The organism is Pseudarthrobacter sp. AB1 (genome assembly GCF_014926485.1).
GTDB lineage: Bacteria > Actinomycetota > Actinomycetes > Actinomycetales > Micrococcaceae > Arthrobacter.
Window position 1 is genome coordinate 113,595 of sequence record NZ_PZKO01000008.1, and the last position, 22,836, is coordinate 136,430.

The following is a 22,836-nucleotide window of genomic DNA, read 5'->3' on the forward strand; positions in this document are numbered from 1 at the left end:
CTGAGGAGCTTTCAGTGAGCGATAGCAAGAGTCCGAGCGACATTCCCCCCACCGCGGCCGCAGGGACGGCGCAAACCGTCCTGGTGACCGGCGCCTCCGGCTACATCGGCGGTCGCCTGGTCCCCCGGCTGCTGGAGGCCGGCCACACCGTAAAGGTCATGGTCAGGACACCGGCCAAAATCGCTGGCGTGCCGTGGCTAGGCGAAGTTGAGGTGATCCAGGGCAGTCTCGACGACGGCGCTTCCCTGCGCCAGTCGCTGGCCGGCGTCGACGTGCTGTACTACCTCGTTCACTCCATGGCCGCCGGCGCCGGATTCGAATCCAAGGAAAAGGCCATGGCGGAAACAGCCGCCACAGCTGCTGCCGCAGCCGATGTAGGCCGGATCGTCTACCTGGGCGGCCTGCACCCGGCCAACGTCGAATTGTCCACCCACATGCGCTCCCGGGAAGCCGTAGGGAAGGTGTTCCTGGACAGCGCGGTGGACGCGGTGGTATTCCAGGCCGGGGTGGTGATCGGTTCCGGGTCGGCGTCCTTCGAAATGATCCGCCACCTGTCCGAGACCCTTCCGCTGATGCCGGCCCCAAGCTGGGTGCGCAACAAGATCGAAGCGATCGCTGTCCGGGACGTGCTGCACTACCTTGTCGGCGCCGCCTCCATGGACGGGCCGGTCAACCGCACCTTCGACATCGGCTGCCGGCAGGTCCTGAGCTACGCGGGCATGATGAAGGAATACGCTGCCGAGGCCGGGCTGCCGTACCGGGTGGTCCTGGCGCTGCCCATTCCGGCCCCTAAGCTCGCCGGCGTGTGGGTGGCGCTGACCACGCCGATCCCGCTGTCCATGTCGCTGCCGCTCGTCGAGTCGCTGCAGCACGATGCCGTGTCCCGCGAGCAAGATATCGACGCCCATATTCCCGTGCCGGCCGGCGGTCTGACTCCGTACCGGCGGGCTGTTGCCCTAGCCCTGGGCAAGGAGCGTGACGGCCAGGTGGAAACCACGTGGTCAAATGCCGGGGCGGACGCCGATCCGCTGCCCAGCGATCCGGACTGGGCAGGCCACACCGTCTACATGGATGAGCGGACTTTCCACGGGGATGTTGATGCTGCCCACGTGTGGACCATCATCGAAGGGATCGGCGGCCGGAACGGCTGGTATTCACTGCCGCTGGCCTGGCGCGTGCGGGGCTGGCTGGACAAGCTCACCGGCGGCGCGGGCCTGCTGCGGGGACGCCGGCATCCTGGCACCCTGGCCCCAGGCGAAGTGGTGGACTGGTGGCGTGTGGAACGGATAGAGCGCGGAAAACTGTTACGCCTCCGCGCAGAGATGCGCGCCCCCGGACGTGCCTGGCTTGAGCTGTCCGTGGAACCTGACGGGACGGGCAGCCGCTACCGGCAGCGGGCTATTTTCTTCCCCAAGGGCCTCAGCGGAAAGCTCTACTGGCTGGCCGTACTGCCGTTCCACAGCCTCATTTTTCCGGCGATGGCACGGAACATCACCACCGCGGCGCAGAAGATCGCCGGCGCCGACAACGCGGGGGCCGGTTCCAACAACCAGCAGGGCTCCCCGTAGGATGTGGGGAGCAAAAAGCGTTCTGACCTACACATCACTGGAGGACCCATGGCACTGAGTGCAACCACCACCCTTCCGCACGCCGTCGGCAGCGTCGCTGCTGTTTTTATCAACGAGGACTTCCAGCGGCACACCAGCCAATTCGTTGGCGGCACCCTGGAGTCTTTCGAAGTGGCCGGAGACGTTGACGGAGCATTCAGCACCACCTCGGTCCGCACCCTCCCCACCACCCGCCTGCCGGAGATCGCCCGCAAGTTCGTGGGCGAAAAGCTCACAGTGACGCAGGTGGAAAACTGGGAGGCCCCAGCGGCTGACGGTTCCCGCCAGAGCAACATCACGCTGAAGATCGCCGGCGCCCCCCTTGATGTGACCGCGGTCCAGCGGCTCGTCGCAGAGGGCGGCAGCACACGCATTGAACTCGAAGGCAACGTCACGTCCTCTGTTCCCTTCCTGGGCGGCAAAATCGCCGAGGCGGCCGAGCCCATGGTGTCCAAGGCCCTGAACATCCAGTCCCAGCAGGCCCAGGCCTGGCTCGAAAGCCACTAGGCCGTGCAGCTCCCTCTGCTTGCGGGCTGCCTGCTGATCATCGCCGGCGTCTGGTCCCTCGTGGTCTGGCCGCAGTTCCTGCGCCGAGTGATGAAGGACCCCCGGGCGCGGGACGCCGCCGGCAAGGCCACAAAGTTCCTCACCGTCCACGTGGTGCTGGTCAGCATTTCGATGGTGCTGGGAGCTGTCACCGCGGTGATCGGGGTTATGGGCCTGCTCGGGTAGGCTGTAAAGGTGCGCCGGGAAGTCTGGTCGGCAATAATTTTGCCGACCCCTTAATTCCAGGAGCCATTCATGGCCAAGCACCCTTCCCGTCCCGCTTTCGCCGCTAAGGTCCTCAGCCGCTCAAGCTACCCTGAATTCCTGCGGATCTCCGCGATCCTCAGACTGGAAACAGCCGGCGGCGCCCTCCTCTTGTTGGCGACTGCTGCCGCACTCCTCTGGGCCAACTCACCGGCGGCCGAGGGCTACTTCACACTGCGGGACCTGAAAATCGGTTACGAACCCTGGCACCTCCGGCTCTCCTTGGGGCAGTGGGCCTCCGACGGTCTCCTGGCCATCTTCTTCTTCCTGGCCGGCCTGGAACTCAAGCGGGAGTTCGTCTCCGGCGAACTTCGCAAGGTGTCCAAGGCCGTGGTTCCCGTGGCCGCGGCCGTGGGAGGGGTTGCAGTTCCCGCCCTGATCTATACGCTGGTGAACCTGGGACAGGACGCTGAGAGCCTGCGTGGCTGGGCAATTCCCACAGCCACCGATATCGCTTTTGCCCTGGCCGTCCTGGCCGTCATCAACACCCACCTGCCTGCTGCCCTCCGGACCTTCCTGCTGACCTTGGCCGTAGTGGATGACCTGCTGGCCATCGGCATCATCGCTTTCTTCTACTCGTCCGGACTGCAGCCGCTCTTCTTGCTGGCGGCACTGGTTCCGTTGGGGCTGTTTGCCCTTCTGGCCCAGAGGAGGGTCCGCAGCTGGTACCTGTTGCTGCCGCTGGCCGCCGCCACCTGGGGACTCGTGCACGCCTCCGGGATCCACGCCACGGTGGCCGGCGTGCTGCTCGCATTTGCCGTGCCGGTATTGGCGTCGCGGAATCGTGGTGAGACGGGCTCCGGGATGGCTGAGTCCTTTGAACACCGGCTCCGCCCGCTTTCGGCAGGTTTCGCCGTCCCGATCTTCGCCTTCTTTTCGGCCGGAGTAGCCGTGGGCGGCCTGGACGGCTTCCGGTCGGCCCTCGCGGATCCTGTGGCGTTGGGAATTGTGGCTGCGTTGGTAGTCGGCAAGACGGTTGGAGTGTTCGGCACTACCTACCTGATCACGAAGACCACCAGGGCAAAGCTCGACGACGGCCTCGCCTGGATCGATGTTGCCGGCCTTGCAATGTTGGCCGGAGTGGGCTTCACGGTGTCACTGCTGATCGCGGAGCTGAGCTTCGGTGCGGGCTCGGCGCACGATGACCACGCGAAGGTGGCCATCCTCACCGGATCACTGGCGGCCGCCCTGCTCGCCGCCGTGGTGCTCCGGCTGCGGAACCGGCATTACCGCGAAGTGGAAGAGACGGAACGGCGCGATGCTGACGGCGACGGCGTCCCGGACGTTTTCGAGCAGCGGCGCTGACCGCCGCGGCCCGGCTTCGGACCGTGCGGGCCTAGGTTGCCTGGTTCAGGGCGTCCTCGGCGGCCACCCAGGAAATCATGGCGCACTTAACGCGCGCGGCGTAGCGGGCCACACCCTCAAATGCCGCGGCGTCGCCCAGGATTTCGGGATCGGCGTGGACTTTCCCACGCGAGCGGAGCACTTCGCGGAAGTTGCCAATGACGGCACGCAGTTCGTCCACGGTCATTCCCTCCCCGAGTTCGCTGAGGACCGACGCCGATGCCATCGAGATGGAGCAGCCTTCGCCGTCCCAGGAAATCTGCGCCACCTTGCCGCCTTCCACAGCCACCCGCAGCGTGACTTCGTCACCGCAGACGGGGTTGAGCTGGCGGGACTGGCCCGTGGACGCCCCCGCCGGTGCGGCGATTCCTGCCAGTCCACTGCCGTGGCGGACCTTGGAATGGTCAAGGATGATCTGCTGATACAGCTGGTCAAGGCTCATTGCGGTGTACCTTCGGTGATCGCGCTAGACGCGGAAGTAGGAGCGGACTCCGGCTACGGCTTCCAGGAAGGCGTCGACGTCGTCTGTGGTGTTGTACAGGTAGGCGCTTGCCCTGGTGGTTGCGGTCAGGCCCAGGCGGCGGTGCAGCGGCTGGGCGCAATGGTGACCCACGCGGACGGCGATGCCCCGGGAATCCAGGAACTGCCCGACGTCGTGCGCGTGCACGCCATCGACGTGGAATGCGGCAAGGCCGATCCGTTCCTGTCCTGCGCTGGGCCCCAGCACGCGGATGCCGGGAATGGACTCCAGTCCCGCTACCATTCGCTGGCCGAGCTCCGATTCCCAGCGGTGCACGCGGTCCAGGCCGGTTTCCGTGAGGTAGTTGGCTGCGGCGGCCAGGGCAACCGCCTGCGAGATGCGCTGGGTACCGGCCTCGAAGCGCTGCGGGGCGGGCAGGTACTCGGCCCGTTCCATGGTCACGGTGGTGATCATGGAACCTCCGGTGAGGAACGGTGGCAGCACGTCCAGGATGTCCTGTCTACCGTAGAGGACACCGATTCCGGTGGGCGCCAGCATCTTGTGGCCGGAGAAGACGGCGAAGTCGACGTCAAGCTCCTTGACGTTCAACGGCAGGTGCGGCGCGGACTGGCAGGCGTCCAGGACCACCAGGGCTCCGGCCCGCTGCCCCAGCGCGACCAGTTCCTGCACGGGATTAATGGTGCCCAGCACGTTGGAGGCGTGGGTGAAGGCGAGGACCTTGGTTTTTTGTCCCAGGATCTGGGCCGCAATGTCCATCCGCAGGGCACCGGCGTCGTCGATGGGGATGTAGCGCAACGTGGCGCCGGTGCGGAACGCCAGTTCCTGCCAGGGGATCAGGTTGGCGTGGTGCTCCATTTCCGTCACCACGATCTGGTCACCCGGGCCCACTCCAAGCTCTTTCAGCCGCGCGTCACCGCGCCCCTGCGCCGCCCACAGCGAGGCGTTCGACAGCGCGTAGCTGATCAGGTTCAGGCCTTCGGTGGCGTTGGAGGTCCACACCGTTTCCGCGTAGTCGGCACCGATGAAGTCTGCGATGGTCTGGCGGGCATCTTCGAAAACCTCGGTTGCCTCCACTGCCAGATAGTGGGCACCGCGGTGCACGGCAGCGTTGCGCTGTTCGTAAAACTCCTGCTCAGCTTCGATGACGCTCAGCGGGTTCTGCGACGTGGCGCCCGAATCGAGGTACACCAAGGGCTGGCCGTTGACCAGTTGGCCAAGTACGGGGAAGTCGTTCCGAATCCTGAGGACTTCGGCATTATCCATGGCCGGCACTGCGCGTTCCAGCGTGGCAGGCGTTGATACTAGGGCCAAAGCGAACTCCTTGAGATGCCAATGGATTGACACTCAATTGTCCCACAACACCACTGTGGCGGCGGCCCGATGGGCAACCGCCACAGCAGCTCCGGGCTTCAGCCCGCGGAAGTGAGGGCCGGCGACGGCTGGGGGGAGAGTCTCGGTCTCAGAAGACTCCGACGTCGCCGACCCCGTTTCGATCCGGCCGCTGGGGCCGGAAGCTTGCGTCAAAACGAGGCCTAAATAGTCTGTTGGCCGGTCCGCGGTTCCTGTGACTCCGGGTTTTCCTGCCGCACTAAGTCAACCGCACACGAACGCCCGGCACACGAGTAGGCAGTACTCTAGTTTTTTGCGCCTGGGCTACGCGTTAGGCCCCGTGGATACGCATATCCGGACGTCCGCACTCCGGGGCCCGGACGGACGGCTTCCGTACGCAGTCCCTAGTGCGGAAGGGCTGTAGCCAGTTCGTCGCGGCTCCGCACGCCGAGTTTGACGTAGGTGCGGTAAAGGTGACCCTCCACGGTACGCACGGACACCATGAGCTTCTGTGCGATCTCCCGGTCGGTGAGGCCCTGCACAGCGAGCTCTACGATGTCCTGTTCCCTGCGCGTGAGGTGCACGCTCGGTGCTGCGGCGATGAAGTGGCCTTCCCGAAACCGCTCCCCCAGTTCGTGGTCACACTTCTCCCGCAGGGCCACCGCCTGACGGGCCCGCCGGCGCTCCCCGGAGCTCTCAAGGACGGTGCTCGACCGGGCGTAGGCCTCCCTCGCCAGGTTGACGAATCCGGCGCCTTCAAGCATGGCCGCCGTCTCCATGATGGAATCCGCGTCTTCGGACTCCCAATGCTCCGCCAGGGTGAGCATTGCAGCGGCCCAGGGGCCTTCAACGTTCCCCGCCAGCGTGTGGACCAAAGGGATCACGGAATGATCGCCAAGGTCCCAGCAAAGTGCCAAAAGCTCCAGAAGTGTCCCGGCTCGGCTGGTCACCTCGCGCGTGGTGGACAGTGTGTGGAGGGACGCCAGGCCTTTTCCGTCATGCGCCACATACTCTGATGCTGCTGCGGCGTAGGCTGTGGCAAGGAGTCCGAAGCCGGTGGAGCCCAAAGGTGAATCCTTGTAATCCAGCTCAAGCCGGCCGGCCTGGGCGGAGTCACCGAGCCTCGCCGCTACATAGAACGCCAGCCCGGAACCAAACCGGAACAGCTGCAACGGGTCGTTGAGCCGCAAGGTCTCCACAGCCGGTAACAGCGTTTGGTAGGCGCGTTCCATCCGCCCCTGCCGCAGCAACGAGTAGCCACGGAGTACCTCGAGGCTGCCGCTGAAATATGCGATACCCCTCGGCTGTCCGGCGGCGTAGTTCGCCAACTCCCGTTCCGCCGAATCCCACTCCCCCATGGCCAGGTAGTCTGCCACCAGCCGCCCGAGGACAAATTCATTGAAGAAGAACACGCCACCCTGCAGGGCGGGAAGTTCCGAGGCCGACAGCAATGCAGCATCCAGCCCCTGGACGGCGCGTCCGGCCGACGCGAGGGCATGGGCCAGCAGCGCGAGTCCCACAGCATGCAGGGCGTCCTCCGTAGCATCACCCCCGCGGCTGCTACGAAGTTCCTGGACCTTGGCCGCCAAAGCCTGGTGGTTGCCGGCTTCGCCAAGTTCCAACAGGTGAAGCAAGCGCTCCTGCCAGATCTTGTCAGGAGCAGCGGGTGCCTGTTGGGAATCATGCGGCACGGCCAAGGGGCCAGCAGTCATGGCACCGGCGCTCTGAAGCGCTCCGCGGGAATCGGCTGCGAATACTGCCAGCGGTGTCCCCAGAGCCTGATGTGCCATTGCCCGGAGCATCATGACCGGGACAGCCCAGGGCCCCTTCCCCAACTGCAGCCAGCACCCGTCCAGAAGCTTGGCCGCACCAACGAAGTCGCCTTCATTGAATAGGGCCCTCGCCTGGACAGCCTGCGCCTGGGGCACGAGGTCCGGGTCCGCGACCTTTGCCGCCATCGTACGGCTGCTCCAATTTCGGGAGTGGACCAAGGCGGTGCCGGCGGCCTCAAGCAGCTCGGGATCAGATATTTTGAATCCACATTCGAGGGCCCATTCCACGGCCCGCATCCTGCCTTCAGATCCTTCGGGTGCGGTTCCGAGCTGGTCCCGGATCTTTTCAAGCAGCTGCAGGCTCCGCGACACCGAGATGCTGGTGCGGAGCGCCTCTCCGAATACGGAGTTCCAGATCCGGAGTTCGGCCGGAACACCGGAATTTTCGACGATCATCTGCTGGTCCAGAAGCATGCGCACCACTTCGGCGCCAAAGGTATCCTCGATCACCTTCCGGCTCACGGGCCCGGCGAGGGCAACAAGTTTCAGGACTTCCTGTTCTTCCGGGCCGCGGCGGAGCATGTCCTTCACCACTACCTCGGTGAGCCTTGGTCCGTCGGCAGGCAAAGGGCCCAGCAGCATCCAGATCCCGTTCCGCTTTGCGAGTTGGCCCCGCTCTGCGGCATCGTGCAACAAGGCATCAAGAATCCGAGGATTTCCGCCGGAGGCACTCCAGATAGTGTCAATGGTTGCAGCGGGGACTGTTCCATCAAGGGCATGGGAGAGGACTTCCTCGATCTGCTCCCGGTTCATGGGACGCAGATCCACACGCTCGGCCAGGCCGTCGTACCAGAGCTGTGCGAGCGGCTGCGGCAGCCCGGGTCGCGGCCTGCCGGCAGCAAGCACGGTGGCCCAGCCGGCGGTGATCATGTCGGCCACAATGCTGGCCGTTGCCTCGTCCAAGTGGTGGGCGTCATCCATCATCAGAAGCAACGGGGTATCTTTGCCGCCTTTCAGCTTCTCAAAGTACCTCCACACAGACCGCAGCACAGCCACCGGAGACACCGAGTCCTCGGCAGTGAGCTCCGCGGTGTAGGGCGCCAGAACTCCAAAGGGTACGCCGGAGAGCGACGAGCTTCCATGAATCTGAACAATGATCATCTCCTGGGCAAGCCGCTCGGTGATGGCCTCGGTCAGCGTTGATTTTCCGATGCCCGGGCCCGCCATGAGGAACACTGCCTGACTCGTGCGGCTGCGGATGATATTGCAGATCCGGTCCAGCGGTTCACGCCGGCCCGTGAGGAGCCGGTACGGCGGTCCTGGTTTGGCTGCGTGGCCGCTATACGAGTCCAGTCAGATCACCCCTGGACGTTACTCCGAGTTTGGTAAAGACCTGGTAAAGGTGTCCTTCCACAGTGCGCACGGACACTCCCATCTCTACGGCAATGTCACGGTTGGACGCGCCCCGGCCTGCCAGCCGCGCGATCTGCCTCTCCCGCGCGGTCAGGAGCGGGCTGCCGCTGCTCGGTACGATCGGCAGGCTGGCAACGGTGGCTGCAAGGATGTCGAGCCGGGCCTGTGCAGTCCTGGCGGAGACCGAGTCACCGGCCTGCCGGGCGTAGTCAACGGCCAGCGCCATGCAACGGGCCTCAACAGCGTCCAGTTCGAGGGTGGCCGCCAGTTCCCCGCCGGCGAGCAACGCTTTGGCATCGCGGGTCCGGCTGCCCACGGCGATCAGCCGCGAAATTTCGGCCAAGGGGCCCTGGCGATGCCCGGCTACTTGTTCCATCAGCCGGAAGTCAGCTTCCGTGCCGTTGACTGTTGCTCCGAGCAGGCTGACCCCGGCAAGGGTGAACCTGCCTGTTGCGATGTCGCGGCGGGCGGACTGCTTGAGGCGCGTGGCTGCGTCGCTGTCCCCCAGCCAACGGGCGGCCATATCGGCACAGAATTCAGTGCGGCTCCGGGTGGCATGGTCAGCGGCACCTGCTGTCCGCTGCAGTCTGTCAAGATATTTCCGGGACTGCCCGGCATTGCCGATCTGCGCATATGCGAAGGCGATGGCAGCGTAAGAGGCGCGGAGCATGCTCTGGACGGGCCGCAGCTCCAACTGCGCAGCGGCCGAGAGCAGCGAATCAAGGGCCACGGCACCGCGGCCCGAGTACACGTAGGCGATGCCGGCAGCGAGCTCCGCGGCAGCACTCCGGTAAGGGAGCCGGTGGAATTCGCGCGCGGAAGGCGGATCCAGGAGGTCGATACACCGGCGCCACTGCCCTGCCATCAGGAGCACGTTGTACGCCCGGCCAGCGAACTTCTCACGCAGCCCCACGATCTCGCCGGCGTCCGAGATCTGCCCGCCCACCTGCCTCATCAGGCTCAGCGCGTCCATTTCCCGCCCTGTCATGGACAGTGCGCTCATGAGGATTACCGCTGAGTTCATCCTGAACCACGTATCCGGATTCTGCCCGGGGTCCGCGGCGGCTTCCAGCGCCGGCAGGGCAGCGGCGTAGTCCCCCACGAAGGCCTGGTACTCGAATTCGCTCAGGCTGATCCGGTTGGCCGCAGCAGCCAGAGGCTCCGGCCAGCCCTTCGCGATTCCCGGTTCCACGCCAAGCCGCTCCCGTGCCGTCTGCAGAAGTGCCGGCATGCGGGCGGTGTGTTCGGGGAGCCAGACCATAACCCGCGATTTGGCGGCCACCACCCGGGCGAACTCTTCAACGTCCAGGTTGTCCAGCTGCGGCTGGGAAATATCGTCCAATGCTGCCATGGCCTGCACCGGCAGGTCCATGAGCAGGTACGCTGCCGCCTTCTGCCGCTGGGCAGGCACCCATTGGGGGTCATTCCGCTTCAGTGTGTCGGCGTACTTGAGGGCAAAATGAGGGTCAAAGAGCTGCACTGCGGCTTCGGCAGCGGCCAGCGCCATGGCCGGACTCAACTCAGCCTCGCATTCCTGGGTCCAGGCGCCGAACGCCATCAGCTCCTCCACCGTCATAGTGGCAGGGTCAGGCTCCCTGCCGCCCAGGAGGAGGCTCCGCAGTTCCCGACGCCGAGTGATGCTCAGCCAGGAGCGGACAACGTCGCCGAGGTACTTTTCGCGCAGTGAAACCCATCGGTGGTCCGAAGAATCGATCTCCAGCAGGCCCGAATCCTCCATGTCCGCGACCACACCGGCACCGTAGACGGTGGTCAGTCTGGACAGTTCCACGCTGCGGGCGCAGGAGAGCATCTCAATGACGTCCCGTTCCTGCGGAGACTTCCGGGTCCACTGGGACCGGACGATGTCGTCAAGGCTGGCCGCGCCGTCGAGCACCACTTTGTCCCGCAGTGTCCAGACGGAGTCCGAAAGAACCAGGTTCCCCGAATGCTGCTGCTCGGTGGCAAGCGCCTTCAGGAGCAGCGGGTTTCCGCCAACCATGGTGTGGAAGGTGCTGACCAGGGAGGCCGACACGCGGTGGCCCAGCAGGGAAAGCAGCACCTGGCGGGTCTGCAGTTCATTAAGGTTGTCCAGCCTGACCTCGGTGAGCCGGCGGTCGCTGAGGAGCCAGTGGAAGTCGGCCGGAAGGTCGCTGATCATGGGTGCCACGGCCACAATGCGGGCGGTCCCTGTCAGGAGGATGTTGAGCAGTACGCCGGCGCTCATGTCATCAATGCCGCCCGCGGTGTCCAGGGTGATGACACACTGGCGCCCCGCTGCATCGCTTTTGATGAGGGATGTAATGCCACGGAGGATGGCTGTGGGCGAACCCATGTACGCCTGGGGAAGGCGCGCCAGCAGGAAAGCCAGGCAACCGTAGGGCGTTGTTCCGGATGACGGTCCGCTGCGCAGCTGCAACGTCCAGATATCCGGTCCCAGCTCGGAGACGGCCGTCTTGGCCAAGGAGGACTTGCCGACGCCGCGTCCGCCGGTAATGACGACTCCCAGGGATTCGAGGCTGGTCAAGGCTGTACGGACCGCATCGAGGTTGGCGCTCCGCGCGGGCACGGACCATCGCTGCGGCTCTGATACGCCAGCAGTGTCGGTGCGCAGCCCAACGTCGTTGAGCGGTGACCCACGTCCCCAGCTGAGTGGCTCGATTGACATGAACTTGTCCCCTAAATCCCACCTAAAGCGGGATAAGCCCCATCGCCCCCCCGCTTAGGAAGAAGACTACCCCTTGGCACGCGCAGGTAAACAGGGGACAGCCGGTTTAAAGTTTTATTGCTCACCGTCCGACCTGGCCGGATGGAACTTCTGCTGGGCCGCGGTCAGTCCTTCCCTGACCAGCAATTCCACGGCATCGGCCGCCTCATCGAGCAGGAACGGAAGGTCCTTGCATTCTGCAGAGCCAAAATCGCGCAGGACATAGTCTGCAGTTTCCATCCGCCCTGGCGGGCGGCCCACACCCACCCGTACCCGTAAATAATCCTTGGTGGCCAGTGCCTTGGACATGTCCCGGAGTCCGTTGTGCCCGCCCTCGCCGCCACCGCATTTCAGCTTTATGGTGTTAAACGGGATATCAATCTCATCGTGCACCGCAACAACATGGTCAGGATCAATGCCGTAAAAGTTCGCCAGGCCCGCCACCGGGCCGCCGGAAACGTTCATATAGCTCATCGGCTTGGACAGCACCACCCGTGGGCCGCCGATCCCCAGGCGCCCTTCGAGCACTTGGGCGCGTGCCTTGTGTGTTTTGAACTTGCCGCCCATCCGGCCCGCGAGTTCGTCCAGGACCATCTGGCCGACGTTGTGCCGGTTGTCCTTGTATCCGGCCCCGGGGTTACCGAGGCCAACGATCAGCCAGGTGTCAGTCATTATTCAATCCTAAGGTGGTCCGGACATGGCTGTGGCCGGACCCTGACAGGGCCCGGCCACAAATCAAACTGTGCCGTTATTATTCGGCTGAGACTGCGGCTGCGGAGTCAGCCTGTGCCTCTTCCTCAGTGACCTCAGTGGCCTCGGAGATGTGGACCACCAGTGCGTCGGCGTCGGCCAGCAGGACCGAACCCTTCGGCAGGACAAGGTCGGAAGCGTGGATGTGCTGTCCGGCGGAGCGGCCCTCGATGTCGACCTCGATGGCGGTGGGCAGGTGGGTTGCCTCGGCCTCAAGGGAGATGACGGTGAGTTCCTGGTTGAAGACGCTGCCCGGAGCCAGTTCGCCAACAATGTGAACCGGGATGTCCACGGTGACCTTCTCGCCCTTGATGACCGTCAGCAGGTCGATGTGCTCGATGATCTGCTTGATGGGGTCGCGCTGGACGTCCTTGACCAGGGCCAGGTGCTCTTCGCCGTTGACGTCCAGGGTCAGCAGGGCGTTGGCTTTGCGGACTGCCAGTGTGGTGGCCTTCGCCGGAAGCGTGATGTGGATCGGCTCGGCGCCGTGGCCGTAGATGACGGCGGGGATCAGGTTGGCCATGCGCGCGCGGCGGGCAAAGCCCTTGCCGAATTCGGTGCGTACTTCTGCTGCGAGCTTCTGCTCAGACATGTGTATCTCCTCGGAAGACTAAAAGGTGTTCGGCAAGGGCGGAGGTCTGTTACGACCTTCAACGCCGGGCGGCCGTGAGGCGGCTCTTCCAGAAGGGAGATTCAGACCCAGTCGATAACGGAGACCTGCAGTCCGGTTTCCCGGATGCTCTCCCTCGCCAAGGTATCGTCAAAAAGCTTACCAGCGCCGGGGCCAAATACTGAAAACGGGCCCGCCGCCGGCTGCAGGAGCATCGAGAATCAGGCGTTGCCGTCGAACAGGCTGGTGACAGATCCGTCGTCGAACACTTCACGGATGGCGCGGGCGATCAGCGGTGCGATAGACAGCACCGTCAACTGCGGGAACTGCTGATTCGCGGTGAGGGGCAACGTGTTGGTGACCACCACTTCGCGGGCGCCGGATTCGGAGAGCCGTTGTGCAGCAGGCTCGGAGAAGACAGCGTGCGTCGCGGCAATGATGACGTCCTTCGCCCCGGCGTTCTTCAGGACCTGGACCGCTCCGGAAATGGTGCCGCCGGTGTCGATCATGTCATCGATGAGGACGCAGGTCCGGCCCTCGATCTGGCCCACGACGGTCTTGGAGACAGCCTGGTTGGGAACGGTGAGGTCCCGGCTCTTGTGCACAAACGCCAGCGGCGCTCCGCCCAGGCGTTCGGCCCACTGCTCCGCAACGCGCACCCGGCCGGTGTCCGGGGACACGACAGTGACGTTGTCCGCCGCGACGCGGGTGCGGATGTAGTCCGCCAGGAGTGGAATGGCCATGAGGTGGTCCACGGGACCGTCGAAGAAGCCCTGGATCTGCGAGGTGTGCAGGTCAACGCTCATGATGCGGTCAGCACCGGCGGTCTTGTACAGGTCCGCCACCAGGCGGGCGGAAATCGGCTCGCGGCCGCGTCCCTTCTTGTCCTGCCGTGCGTACGGGTAGAACGGGGACACCACGGTGATGCGCTTGGCGGAGGCCCGCTTCAGCGAATCGATCATGATCAGCTGTTCCATGAGGTGGTTGTTCAGCGGCGCCGGGTGGGCCTGGATGACGAACGCGTCTGTTCCCCGGACGCTTTCGCCGGCGCGGACGTAGATCTCCCCGTTGGCGAAGTCATAGGCATCAACGGGCAGCAGCTCGGTACCCAGCTCCTTGGCGATTTCCCGCGCCAGTTCGGGGTGCGCCCGCCCAGCGGCTAGCACCAGCTTCTTCTCGCCACGTGCCGTAATTTCGCTCATTATCGCTGGTCCTCTTCTGTCGATGCCGGGGTATGTGAGGAATCTGAGGCGGCCGCCTTCGCCAGTTCAGCCGAGCGTGAGCCGGGGCGGTTAGCCACAACCCATCCCTCGGCGTTGCGCTGTGCTGCAACGGACAGGACGAGAGCCCCTGCCGGGACATCCTTGCGGATCACCGCGCCGGCGCCGCTGTAGGCACCGTCCCCCACGGTGACCGGCGCAACAAAGACCGTGTTGGAACCTGTGCGTACGCCCGAGCCGATCACCGTGCGGTGCTTCTTCTCGCCGTCGTAATTGGCCGTGATGTTGCCGCAACCAATGTTGGTGTCCTCGCCGATTTCGGCGTCACCGGCGTAGCCGAGGTGGGAAAGTTTGGAGCCTCGGCCAATCGTGACGTTCTTGGTTTCGTAGAACGCACCGATCTTGCCGGTGTCACCGAGCACGGTGCCGGGACGCAGGTACGTGAAGGGGCCTACGGCGGCGTCCGCGCCGATCACAGCGCCGGAACCGTGCGTGCGGGTCACCTTGGCGCCCTCGCCGATGCGGACATCGGTCAAGGTTGAGTCGGGGCCGACGACGGCGTCCCTCGCCACGGTGGTGGCGCCGTGCAGCTGCGTGTTCGGCAGGATACGGACGTCCTCGTCGAGGGTGACGGTCGAATCGATCCAGGTGGTGGCGGGGTCAACTATGGTGACCCCGGCGCGCATCCAGGCCTCAACGGTGCGGCGGTTCAGTTCCGCGCCGAGGGCGGAAAGCTGCACACGGTCATTGGCGCCCTCCACCTGCCAGCGGTCTTCGGTGACGACGGCAGCAACCCGGCCGCCCGACTGCCTGGCGATTCCCAGCACGTCGGTGAGGTACTTTTCACCCTGCGAGTTGTCAGTGGTGATGTGGACCAGCGCGTCACGGAGGACGTCGGCATCGAAGGCGTAGATCCCGGAATTGACCTCGCGGATCAGGCGTTCCGCTTCCGTTGCATCCTTGTGCTCGCGGATGCCGGTGACGGAGCTGTCATCACCACGGAGGATACGACCGTAGCCCGTGGCGTCAGACAGCAGCGCGGTCAGTACCGTGACGGCATTGGCCTCCCGCTCATGCGTGGCCACCAGATCCGCCAACAGGCTGCCGGTCAGGAGCGGAACATCGCCGTAAGTGACCACTACCGTGCCTGCAAGTTTTTCCTGGGCGTCCAGTGCTTGCACGGCCACCTCAACGGCGCGGCCGGTGCCGGGAACGTCGTCCTGGTCCACGATCAGGGCTTCGGGGTCAAGCTCGTTCAGGTGGCGGGCCACCAGATCCCGCTCGTGGCGGACCACCAGGGCCAGCCGTCCGGGATTAATGCTGCGGGCTGCCAGGAGGGCGTGGCCCACCATGGATCGGCCGCCGATTTCGTGAAGGATCTTCGGGGTACGGGATTTCATCCGGGTACCGGCGCCTGCTGCCAGAACAATGACGGCGGCTGGGCCGGTAGTCTCGGGGATCACGTACGGGTTCTCCTTGCTTGGTTGCGCGTTGCGCTGGGCGCGGTGCCTGCCCTGCCAGATGGCTGGCGGGCACCGAGTTCATCCTACTGGACGGTCATAGCACAGCAGTTCCGCCCATAGGATTCGAACCTATACTCCACGGCTCCAAAGGCCGGGGTGCTGCCATTACACCAGGGCGGACCATGCCATAGGCGCAAAGGCCAAGGCACAAGTATTTATTTTGCCATGGGTTCAGGGCCGCCCGCGACATTGGCAGGAATCTCGGCCGCCATGCCCCTGTGCCGCCGACGTTTCCAACTGTTCAGCGGCGCTAGGGCATGATGGAAATGTGAGCAATAACCCACCCCGGATACGGATGACAGGCGCGCAGCGGCGCAGCCAACTGGTCGACGTCGGCCGTGGCCTTTTTGCCGCGCGAGGGCTCGACGGGACCACCATTGAGGAAATTGCGGCCTGCGCCGGTGTTTCGAAGCCCGTAATCTACGAACATTTCGGCTCCAAGGAGGGCCTGTACACGCAGGTGGTGGACTTTGAGTTCCACATCCTGCTGGACTCGATCACCGCTGCCCTGACCGAAGAAGGCAAACCGCGGGTGCTGGTGGAACGCGCCGCCCTGGCCCTCCTCACCTACATCGAGGACCGTGCGGAGGGCTTCCGGATTCTGATGCGGGACGCACCGCCGTCGCAGCCCGAAGGCGCCTTCTCCACCCTGCTGTCCCAGGTCACCGCCCGCGTAGAACACATCCTGTCCGACGAATTCCACCGCCGCGGCTTCAGCGCCCGGGACGGCGCCATGTACGCCCAGATGCTCGTGGGCATGGTGGCCATGACCGGCCAATGGTGGCAGGACAGCCGCCAGCCCGACAAACACACCGTTGCCGCGCACCTGGTCAACCTCGCCTGGAACGGCCTCACCGGCCTCCAAAAAGACCCCGAACTCCGCACGGAAAGCTGAGCCGGGTTGCGTTCGAAAGCGGGATACGAGCAACGCGGAGGATGTCAGCGGCTGCCGGCGCCCCAATATCGAAGCTACTCGCCGAGAACTTCCAGGGCTTCCATCCATTCGAGTTCCAGCGCTTCGCGGTCTGTGGCGAGGTCCTTGAGTTTTTTGTTCTGGTCGGCGAGGGCGTCAAAGTCGGATTCTGCGGTGCTCCTGACCATCTGGTCGTGAATCTTTTTTTCCTGCTGCTCCAGTTTGCCCAGTTGGCGCTCGATCCGGTTTTTGGCCTTCCGGGCGTCGCGCTTTTCGGCTTCGGAGGAGCCGGACGCTGCAGGGGCGGAGCTGCCGCTCGGGCCGGTGACAGGGTTGCCGCCGCCGGTGATCGTGGAGCCGGCAAGAGCCCCTTCGCGGAGTTCGAGGTACTGGTCCACGCCGCGCGGCAGAGCGCGGATCTTGCCGTCGCCCAGCAGCGCCATCTGGTGGTCCGTCACGCGCTCCAGCAGGTAACGGTCGTGGCTGACCACAACGAGCGTGCCCGGCCAACCGTCAAGGACGTCTTCGACGGCGGCGAGGGTGTCGGTGTCGAGGTCGTTGGTGGGCTCATCGAGCATCAGCACGTTCGGCTCCCCCACCAGCAGGCGCAGGAGCTGGAGGCGCCGGCGCTCGCCGCCGGAGAGGTCCTTGACCGGGGTCCACTGCTTTTCGTTGGTGAAGCCCAGCTGCTCTACGAGCTGACCCGCCGTGAATTCCTTGCCGCCCACGTTGAAGGACCGCTTTTCACGCTCGATGACTTCGATCACGCGCAGGTCCGAGACGTCGTCGAGCTCTTTGACCTCCTGGGTCAGCACGGCGGTGACCACGGTCTTGCCGCGCTTGACCTTGCCGGATGACGGCTGAATCTCGCCGTTGAGGAGTTTCAGCAGCGTGGTCTTGCCGGCGCCGTTGACGCCCACGAGGCCCAACCGCTCACCGGGTGCAAGCCGCAGGGTGATGTTGTCGAAGAGTTTCTGTCCGGGGTCGCCGCCGAGGAAGTCCAATGAGACGTTCTCGAGGTCCAGGACGTCCTTGCCGAGCCGGGCGGTGGCCATCTTGCTCAGGGCTGTGGAGTCGCGCGGCTCGGGGACATCGGCGATGAGGGCGTTGGCGGCCTCGATGCGGAATTTAGGCTTGGCCGTGCGGGCCGGAGCGCCGCGGCGCAGCCAGGCGAGCTCCTTCTTCACGAGCATCTGGCGCTTGCCTTCCATAACATTCGCCGCGCGGTCACGCTCTGCACGGGCCAGGACGTAGGCCGCGTAGCCGCCGTCGAACGGGTCCATGATGCCATCGTGGATTTCCCAGGTCTTGGTGCAGACTTCGTCCAGGAACCAGCGGTCGTGCGTGACCACCAGGAAGGCGCCCTGGTTCGCCCGCCAGCGGGTCTTCAGGTGCCGGGACAGCCACGCGACACCTTCCACGTCGAGGTGGTTGGTCGGCTCGTCGAGCATGATGACGTCGTGGTCCTCGATCAGCAGCTTGGCCAGCGCCACCCGCCGCTTCTGCCCGCCGGAGAGTGCGTGGACGTTGGCATGCCAGTCGACGTCGGACACAAGCCCGCCCATGACTTCGCGGATCTGGGGATTGCGGGCCCATTCATAGTCGGCCTGGTCGCCGACGATCGCCGCGCCTACCGTGAGGTCGCCGTCGAGCACGTCGCTTTGGTCCAGATAACCGATGTTGACTTCGCTGCGCTTGGTCACCCGGCCCGAATCCGGGGTTGAGCGCATTGCCAGCAGGCGCATCAGCGTGGACTTGCCGTCGCCGTTCCGGCCCACCATGCCGATCCTGTCACCTTCCTCGAGTCCGAGGGTGATGCCGTCCAGGACGGTGCGCGTTGCGTACGAAACCGAAAGGTTTTCGCCGCCAAGAAGGTGTGCCAAGAGGACTGCTTTCTGCTGCTCAGTAAGGAAGGGGCTCTTAAAGGAGGGTATCGGAGATGATGCGGGCGCCGGGCACTGGCCCGTGGACAGCCAGTGCTGTCAGCCCGTAGTGCCGCAGATCCTCGGCCAGGCTTTCGGCAGCCGTTGGATTGTGCGTCAACAGTGCCACTGTGGGTCCCGAACCGGAGACAATCCCCGCGATGGCGCCATGGGACTCGCCCATTCCCAGCGTATCGCGCAGCGCGGGGGCAAGTTCAATGGAGGCCCGCTGGAGATCGTTCACAAGGACCCGGCTCAGAGCGTCCGCGTCCCCGCTCCGCAGCGCCTGCAGGATTTTGGGATCCACGGCCGTGGGCTCGGCAATGTCCAGCCCCTCGGCCTCGCGGAGCCGGTCCAGAGTGCGGAAGACTTCGGGAGTGGGCAGCCCATAGTCCGCCGCCACGAGGACCCAGTCAGTCTGGGCTTTGGCCAGGGCCGGCGAAAGGTCGTCGCCAACGCCGAGCCCGACGGCGGTTCCGCCGAGGAGGGAGAACGGGACGTCGGCACCCAGTTCAGCAGCCAGGTGTGCCAACTCGTCCCGCGACAGCCCGCTGTTCCACAGCGCATCGCAGGCCAGCAGGGTGGCCGCGGCATCGGCCGAGCCGCCACCCATGCCCCCGGCCACGGGGACCCGCTTGGTGATTTCGAGGTGCACCCCGGTGGAATGCTCGGAGACATCGGCCATGATCGCTGCGGCCTTATGGGCCAGGTTCCTCTCATCCAGCGGAATATCCACGCCGTCCAGGTCCAGCGTGCTGTCAGGACTGATGCTGACGGTGATCCCCGGCGTCTCCGTGCTGGTGGCTGCCACTTCCTCATAGAGGGAAACGGCCAGGTAGACGCTGGCAACGGAGTGGTATCCGTCCGCGCGCAACGGTCCCACGTCCAGGGAAACGTTGACCTTGCCGGGCGCCTTCACCCGGACGGTCCGCGCGGGAAACTTCCCCAAGGGTGCGTTCACGACCCGGCCTCGCGGGCTTCGGCAATCCGGGCGAAGGCGTGGATGTCCAGGACTTCGCCCCGGGCAGAAGGAGCCACTCCAGCGGCGATGAGGCAACGTTCGGCTTCGGGTGCGCCGCCGGCCCAGCCGGCCAGGGCGGCGCGCAGCGTTTTCCGGCGCTGGGCGAAGGCGGCGTCGATCACCGCGAACACCTGCTCACGGGTGGCGGTTGTTTCAGGTGGTTCGCGCCGGGTGAAGGCCACGAGTCCGGACTGGATCTTCGGCGCCGGCCAGAAGACGTTCATGCCGATCACGCCGGCCTTACGCATGCTGCTGTACCAGGCTGCCTTGACCGAGGGCACCCCGTAGGTCTTTGAGCCTGGCCCCGCAGCCAGGCGGTCGGCAACCTCGTCCTGGACCATGACCAGACCGTGCTGCAGGCTGGGGAAGTGCTGGAGCAGGTGCAGGACCACCGGCACGGCGACGTTGTAGGGCAGGTTTGCCACAATGGCGGTGGGCTCAACAGGGAGGGACGTCACCTTCATGGCGTCGGCCTGGACCAGATGGAAAGAGTCCGCCGCTTCAGGGCGCCAGGCCTTGATGGTTTCGGGCAGCTTCGCTGCCAAGACAGGGTCGATTTCAACGGCGACCACCGTCTGTGCGGCGTCCAGAAGGCCCAGGGTGAGCGACCCAAGCCCGGGCCCGACTTCCAGCACGGTCTCGGTTGGCCCAATGTTCGCAACCGAGACGATCCGGCGGATGGTATTGCCATCGATGACAAAATTCTGGCCCAAGGTCTTGGTGGGCCGGATACCGATTTCTTCCGCCAGCCGGCGTATGTCGGAGGCACCGAAGAGGGGTGCGGGCGCGGCGGCAGTCGGTTCAGTCACCTAGGTATCCTATCCCGGCCGCTGTGACGGTCCATCCGCATTCCGGGCGGATCATGCGTGTCAGGCGGCATGTGTTTCCGCTTAACGGCAGCGGCCGGCCCCGGGACAATCCGGGACCGGCCGCCGCCTCCTGCTTACCTGGCGGTTGTGGTCAGCTGCCGCCAGCGCACGTGCTTAATGGCGACTAGCTTGTAGCGGCCCAGCCACAGCCCCACGGCTGGAGGCCTCGCTGTGCGTACACGCGGTTGGCAATGTCGATCTGCTGCGCCTTGGTGGCGAGGCTGGCGTTAGGGGCGTAGGCGCCGCCGCCGGAGCCGATCCAGGTCCGAATATCGAACTGGAGGCCGCCGTAGTAGCCGTTCCCCGAGTTGATGGACCAGTTTCCGGTTGACTCACACTGGGCGATTTTGTCCCACATGGCCTCGTTCATCATGGCCGGGGCTGCGGCGCCGGTGTTCGTTCCGGCCGCGGCCACGGCCGCTGGCTTTGCCTTGGTGCCGACCGTGACCTTTTCAGTCACGGCAGGCACGGAAACTGTTTCGGAGACCAGGGTCCGAGAGGCTTCACGGCCGTCAACCATCACCAGTTTGAAGCTCTTGTCCACCTTGCCGGCCACGCCGGCCTGGGTGACCTTTTTCTCGCCCTTGAAGAGCTCGGCGCTTTCGGTGGTCATGCTGTCGAAAGCAACATTTTCAGTGGTCGCTGCGGTCTGGCTGGTATCCACCCGGGAGACCTTGACCACCATGTTGTTGACCACGTGCGCGTTGCCCGGCTGCGAGGTGCGGTCATCGACGCCTAGGGTGATGCCGGCGTCCTCCAGCACCTGGGCGACGGTCCCCGCGGTGGTGGTGGCCGTGGCGACCTTACCGTCGGCGACAATGCTGACGGACTTGGGCGTGGAGATCGATACAAAGGATCCGGCCACAGCGAGCTGGGCATCCTTGGGGACGGAGACGGAGGAGGAGCTGGCCACCCCGAGTTCGGTCACGAGGCCCGCAACATCCGGCGCCGTGGTGTTGATGGTCTTTTCGGACCCGTCCAGGCTGACCTTCACGGCCTTGGCCATGTTGACGTTTATCACGGTGCCGTTCTCCACTTTGGCGTCCGCCGGGGGCGAGACGCGGTCAGCCGACTTCAGTTCTACGCTTGCGCTTTTTACTACCTGGCCCACGGTGCCGCCGAAGGACTGGACCGAAGTCACTTTTCCATCGACGTTGAGGGTAACGGTTTTGTTATTTCCGACGAAGGCCACCAGGCCCAACACCAGCGCACAAAGCACCACCAGTTGGGTGCCCGCCTTGATAAAACTGAACTTGCCGTCCGTTGTGAAGAGCTTGACCACGATTGCCCGTAACTTTAGATCGATCCGGGCACGGGGAAAAACGCAGTAAAATGGCCGGCGCATGACCCTGGGGACAAGCTCCGGGCACCGTTGCGCCGCCACACTCCGCGCAGCAGGCAGCGGGCATCAAAGCCCTGCCCGGTCCTGCTGCGAATGGAGTGAAATTATCCGAAGGCCTTCCCCGACCCCGGCTAATAGTTTTCTACTGTAACCGTAGCGTTATAAAGCGGCCAAGAATTTTACATACGAAGTATGTGTATCTAGCAATCCGGCGAGGCCGGGATCAGTCCCAGGATCCGTACGCCCGCGCGGTATTTTCGCTGATCCGGGTGCAGAGCTCAGCGAGGTCAGTTCCTGTCAATTCGGCCATGGCGCGGACGGTGTACGGCACCATATAGCTGGCGTTTGGACGGCCACGGTGCGGATGCGGAGTCAGGAAGGGAGCATCCGTTTCCACCAGCACGAGGTCCGGGTCTGCCACCGCCAGTGCGGCGCGGAGGTTGGCTGCATTCTTGAACGTCAGCGTGCCGGCGAAGGACATGTTCCAGCCCGCGGCGTTGCAGATCCTGGCGAGCTCCTCATCACCCGAGAAGCAATGAAACACCACCCGTTCCGGAGCCCCCTCCTCGCGCAGGACCTGCACCACGTCGTCGTGAGCGTCGCGGTCGTGGATCTGCAGCGTCAGGTTCAGTCGCTTGGCGATATCGATATGCCGCCGGAACGAATAGCGCTGGTGGGCCAGGCCTTCCCCTTCCGTGCGGAAGAAATCGAGGCCGGTCTCGCCGATGGCCCTGATCCGGGGATGGGCGGCCAATCGCTCAATCTCCGTCAGCGCATCCTCCAGCTCGCCGCGCCTGGCATAGTCCGGGGCGTCGTTGGGGTGCAGTGCCACGGCGCCCAGCAACCTGCTGTCCAGGTCAACGGCGCGGACTGTGAACCGAGAGGACTCCAGGTCGCAGCCCACCTGGACAGCCCCCTGCACTCCGACGGCCTGGGCCGCATCCATCGCCGCGGCGATCCCCACGGGGCTCTCACCGTCGGGGAAGTCCAGGTGCGTATGGTTGTCCATCACGGGGACCGGCAACGGCTCCGGCGCCGGCGGATAGTGCGGCCGCGCCTGCCGCCCGGTGCCGGCTGGGGTGCAGGCCTTAGCACCGGATGCGGCCTCAGCGGCAGTATGGGCTGCATCTTCAGGGTCCGTCCCGACTGCGCGGTAGGCGGCGGGAATCAGCGAATTGCACATCCCTCAAGCCTAGCGGCGGCCGA

At 64.9% G+C, this 22,836-nt stretch carries 18 protein-coding genes and 1 tRNA gene; 5 read left to right on the forward strand and 14 right to left on the reverse strand.

What is annotated here, in order from left to right:
• Window positions 1-14 precede the first annotated feature (14 nt).
• The 4 genes from DAD99_RS02610 to nhaA all read left to right on the forward strand — a co-directional run bounded on the left by DAD99_RS02610 (window position 15) and on the right by nhaA (window position 3,722).
• Window positions 15-1,568, forward strand: coding sequence for an SDR family oxidoreductase (locus DAD99_RS02610; RefSeq protein ID WP_309233185.1), 1,554 nt, complete (start codon window positions 15-17; stop codon window positions 1,566-1,568).
• 48 nt (window positions 1,569-1,616) lie between these two features.
• A complete protein-coding gene (locus DAD99_RS02615; protein WP_185262984.1) occupies window positions 1,617-2,114 on the forward strand; it encodes a DUF2505 domain-containing protein in 498 nt (165 codons plus the stop codon).
• A 3-nt stretch (window positions 2,115-2,117) separates the two neighbouring features.
• The gene (locus DAD99_RS02620) at window positions 2,118-2,339 is read left to right on the forward strand and encodes an SCO4848 family membrane protein (protein WP_193340218.1); all 222 of its coding nucleotides are present in this window, start codon (window positions 2,118-2,120) and stop codon (window positions 2,337-2,339) included.
• A gap of 69 nt (window positions 2,340-2,408) precedes the next feature.
• Window positions 2,409-3,722: a Na+/H+ antiporter NhaA gene (gene nhaA, locus DAD99_RS02625; RefSeq protein WP_193340219.1), complete on the forward strand. Its 1,314-nt coding sequence runs from the start codon at window positions 2,409-2,411 to the stop codon at window positions 3,720-3,722.
• Window positions 3,723-3,753: 31 nt separating this feature from the next.
• Here nhaA and sufU read toward each other — a convergent pair whose 3' ends face one another.
• From sufU to DAD99_RS02670, 9 genes are all read right to left on the reverse strand, one after another.
• Complete coding sequence (sufU, locus tag DAD99_RS02630) at window positions 3,754-4,203, reverse strand: Fe-S cluster assembly sulfur transfer protein SufU (protein ID WP_193340220.1); 450 nt, start codon at window positions 4,201-4,203, stop codon at window positions 3,754-3,756.
• Between the two features lie 24 nt (window positions 4,204-4,227).
• The gene (locus tag DAD99_RS02635) at window positions 4,228-5,553 is read right to left on the reverse strand and encodes a SufS family cysteine desulfurase (protein ID WP_193340221.1); all 1,326 of its coding nucleotides are present in this window, start codon (window positions 5,551-5,553) and stop codon (window positions 4,228-4,230) included.
• 422 nt (window positions 5,554-5,975) lie between these two features.
• On the reverse strand, window positions 5,976-8,696 hold the full coding sequence (locus tag DAD99_RS02640; protein ID WP_375372171.1) for a LuxR C-terminal-related transcriptional regulator: 2,721 nt from the start codon (window positions 8,694-8,696) through the stop codon (window positions 5,976-5,978).
• Complete coding sequence (locus tag DAD99_RS02645; RefSeq protein WP_193340222.1) at window positions 8,683-11,421, reverse strand: LuxR family transcriptional regulator; 2,739 nt, start codon at window positions 11,419-11,421, stop codon at window positions 8,683-8,685. Before DAD99_RS02645 ends, DAD99_RS02640 begins: the two co-directional genes overlap by 14 nt.
• Window positions 11,422-11,535: 114 nt before the next feature.
• Window positions 11,536-12,132 carry an aminoacyl-tRNA hydrolase gene (pth, locus tag DAD99_RS02650; protein WP_193340223.1) on the reverse strand — a complete coding sequence of 199 codons (597 nt, stop codon included), beginning with the start codon at window positions 12,130-12,132 and terminating at the stop codon, window positions 11,536-11,538.
• A 79-nt stretch (window positions 12,133-12,211) separates the two neighbouring features.
• On the reverse strand, window positions 12,212-12,802 hold the full coding sequence (locus DAD99_RS02655) for a 50S ribosomal protein L25/general stress protein Ctc (RefSeq protein WP_185262977.1): 591 nt from the start codon (window positions 12,800-12,802) through the stop codon (window positions 12,212-12,214).
• A gap of 239 nt (window positions 12,803-13,041) precedes the next feature.
• Window positions 13,042-14,022 carry a ribose-phosphate diphosphokinase gene (locus tag DAD99_RS02660; RefSeq protein WP_056348072.1) on the reverse strand — a complete coding sequence of 327 codons (981 nt, stop codon included), beginning with the start codon at window positions 14,020-14,022 and terminating at the stop codon, window positions 13,042-13,044.
• Window positions 14,022-15,503, reverse strand: a complete 1,482-nt coding sequence (glmU, locus tag DAD99_RS02665) for a bifunctional UDP-N-acetylglucosamine diphosphorylase/glucosamine-1-phosphate N-acetyltransferase GlmU (protein ID WP_193340224.1) — start codon at window positions 15,501-15,503, stop codon at window positions 14,022-14,024. Before glmU ends, DAD99_RS02660 begins: the two co-directional genes overlap by 1 nt.
• A 108-nt stretch (window positions 15,504-15,611) precedes the next feature.
• A tRNA-Gln gene (locus DAD99_RS02670) sits at window positions 15,612-15,683 on the reverse strand.
• Window positions 15,684-15,831: 148 nt separating this feature from the next.
• On the opposite strand from DAD99_RS02670, the gene DAD99_RS02675 reads away from it, so the two are divergent.
• The gene (locus tag DAD99_RS02675) at window positions 15,832-16,458 is read left to right on the forward strand and encodes a TetR/AcrR family transcriptional regulator (protein WP_193340225.1); all 627 of its coding nucleotides are present in this window, start codon (window positions 15,832-15,834) and stop codon (window positions 16,456-16,458) included.
• Window positions 16,459-16,532: 74 nt separating this feature from the next.
• Here the strand turns inward: DAD99_RS02675 and DAD99_RS02680 are convergent, their stop codons facing one another.
• The 5 genes from DAD99_RS02680 to DAD99_RS02700 all read right to left on the reverse strand — a co-directional run bounded on the left by DAD99_RS02680 (window position 16,533) and on the right by DAD99_RS02700 (window position 22,813).
• Window positions 16,533-18,359, reverse strand: a complete 1,827-nt coding sequence (locus DAD99_RS02680; protein ID WP_185262974.1) for an ABC-F family ATP-binding cassette domain-containing protein — start codon at window positions 18,357-18,359, stop codon at window positions 16,533-16,535.
• Window positions 18,360-18,396: 37 nt separating this feature from the next.
• Window positions 18,397-19,359 (reverse strand): 4-(cytidine 5'-diphospho)-2-C-methyl-D-erythritol kinase, encoded by a 963-nt coding sequence (locus tag DAD99_RS02685; RefSeq protein WP_193340226.1) that lies wholly within the window; start codon window positions 19,357-19,359, stop codon window positions 18,397-18,399.
• Window positions 19,356-20,228 (reverse strand): 16S rRNA (adenine(1518)-N(6)/adenine(1519)-N(6))-dimethyltransferase RsmA, encoded by an 873-nt coding sequence (rsmA, locus tag DAD99_RS02690; RefSeq protein WP_185262972.1) that lies wholly within the window; start codon window positions 20,226-20,228, stop codon window positions 19,356-19,358. Before rsmA ends, DAD99_RS02685 begins: the two co-directional genes overlap by 4 nt.
• A gap of 184 nt (window positions 20,229-20,412) precedes the next feature.
• Window positions 20,413-21,570 (reverse strand): resuscitation-promoting factor, encoded by a 1,158-nt coding sequence (locus DAD99_RS02695; RefSeq protein ID WP_193340227.1) that lies wholly within the window; start codon window positions 21,568-21,570, stop codon window positions 20,413-20,415.
• Between the two features lie 283 nt (window positions 21,571-21,853).
• Complete coding sequence (locus tag DAD99_RS02700; protein WP_193340228.1) at window positions 21,854-22,813, reverse strand: TatD family hydrolase; 960 nt, start codon at window positions 22,811-22,813, stop codon at window positions 21,854-21,856.
• Window positions 22,814-22,836 lie beyond the last annotated feature (23 nt).

Bases quoted from the DNA above. Each gene is read 5' to 3' on its own strand.
- sufU (WP_193340220.1), bottom strand. From the start codon at position 4,203: ATGAGCCTTGACCAGCTGTATCAGCAGATCATCCTTGACCATTCCAAG.
- DAD99_RS02700 (WP_193340228.1), bottom strand. From the start codon at position 22,813: ATGTGCAATTCGCTGATTCCCGCCGCCTACCGCGCAGTCGGGACGGAC.
- DAD99_RS02645 (WP_193340222.1), bottom strand. From the start codon at position 11,421: ATGTCAATCGAGCCACTCAGCTGGGGACGTGGGTCACCGCTCAACGAC.
- DAD99_RS02615 (WP_185262984.1), top strand. From the start codon at position 1,617: ATGGCACTGAGTGCAACCACCACCCTTCCGCACGCCGTCGGCAGCGTC.
- pth (WP_193340223.1), bottom strand. From the start codon at position 12,132: ATGACTGACACCTGGCTGATCGTTGGCCTCGGTAACCCCGGGGCCGGA.
- nhaA (WP_193340219.1), top strand. From the start codon at position 2,409: ATGGCCAAGCACCCTTCCCGTCCCGCTTTCGCCGCTAAGGTCCTCAGC.
- DAD99_RS02660 (WP_056348072.1), bottom strand. From the start codon at position 14,022: ATGAGCGAAATTACGGCACGTGGCGAGAAGAAGCTGGTGCTAGCCGCT.
- DAD99_RS02655 (WP_185262977.1), bottom strand. From the start codon at position 12,802: ATGTCTGAGCAGAAGCTCGCAGCAGAAGTACGCACCGAATTCGGCAAG.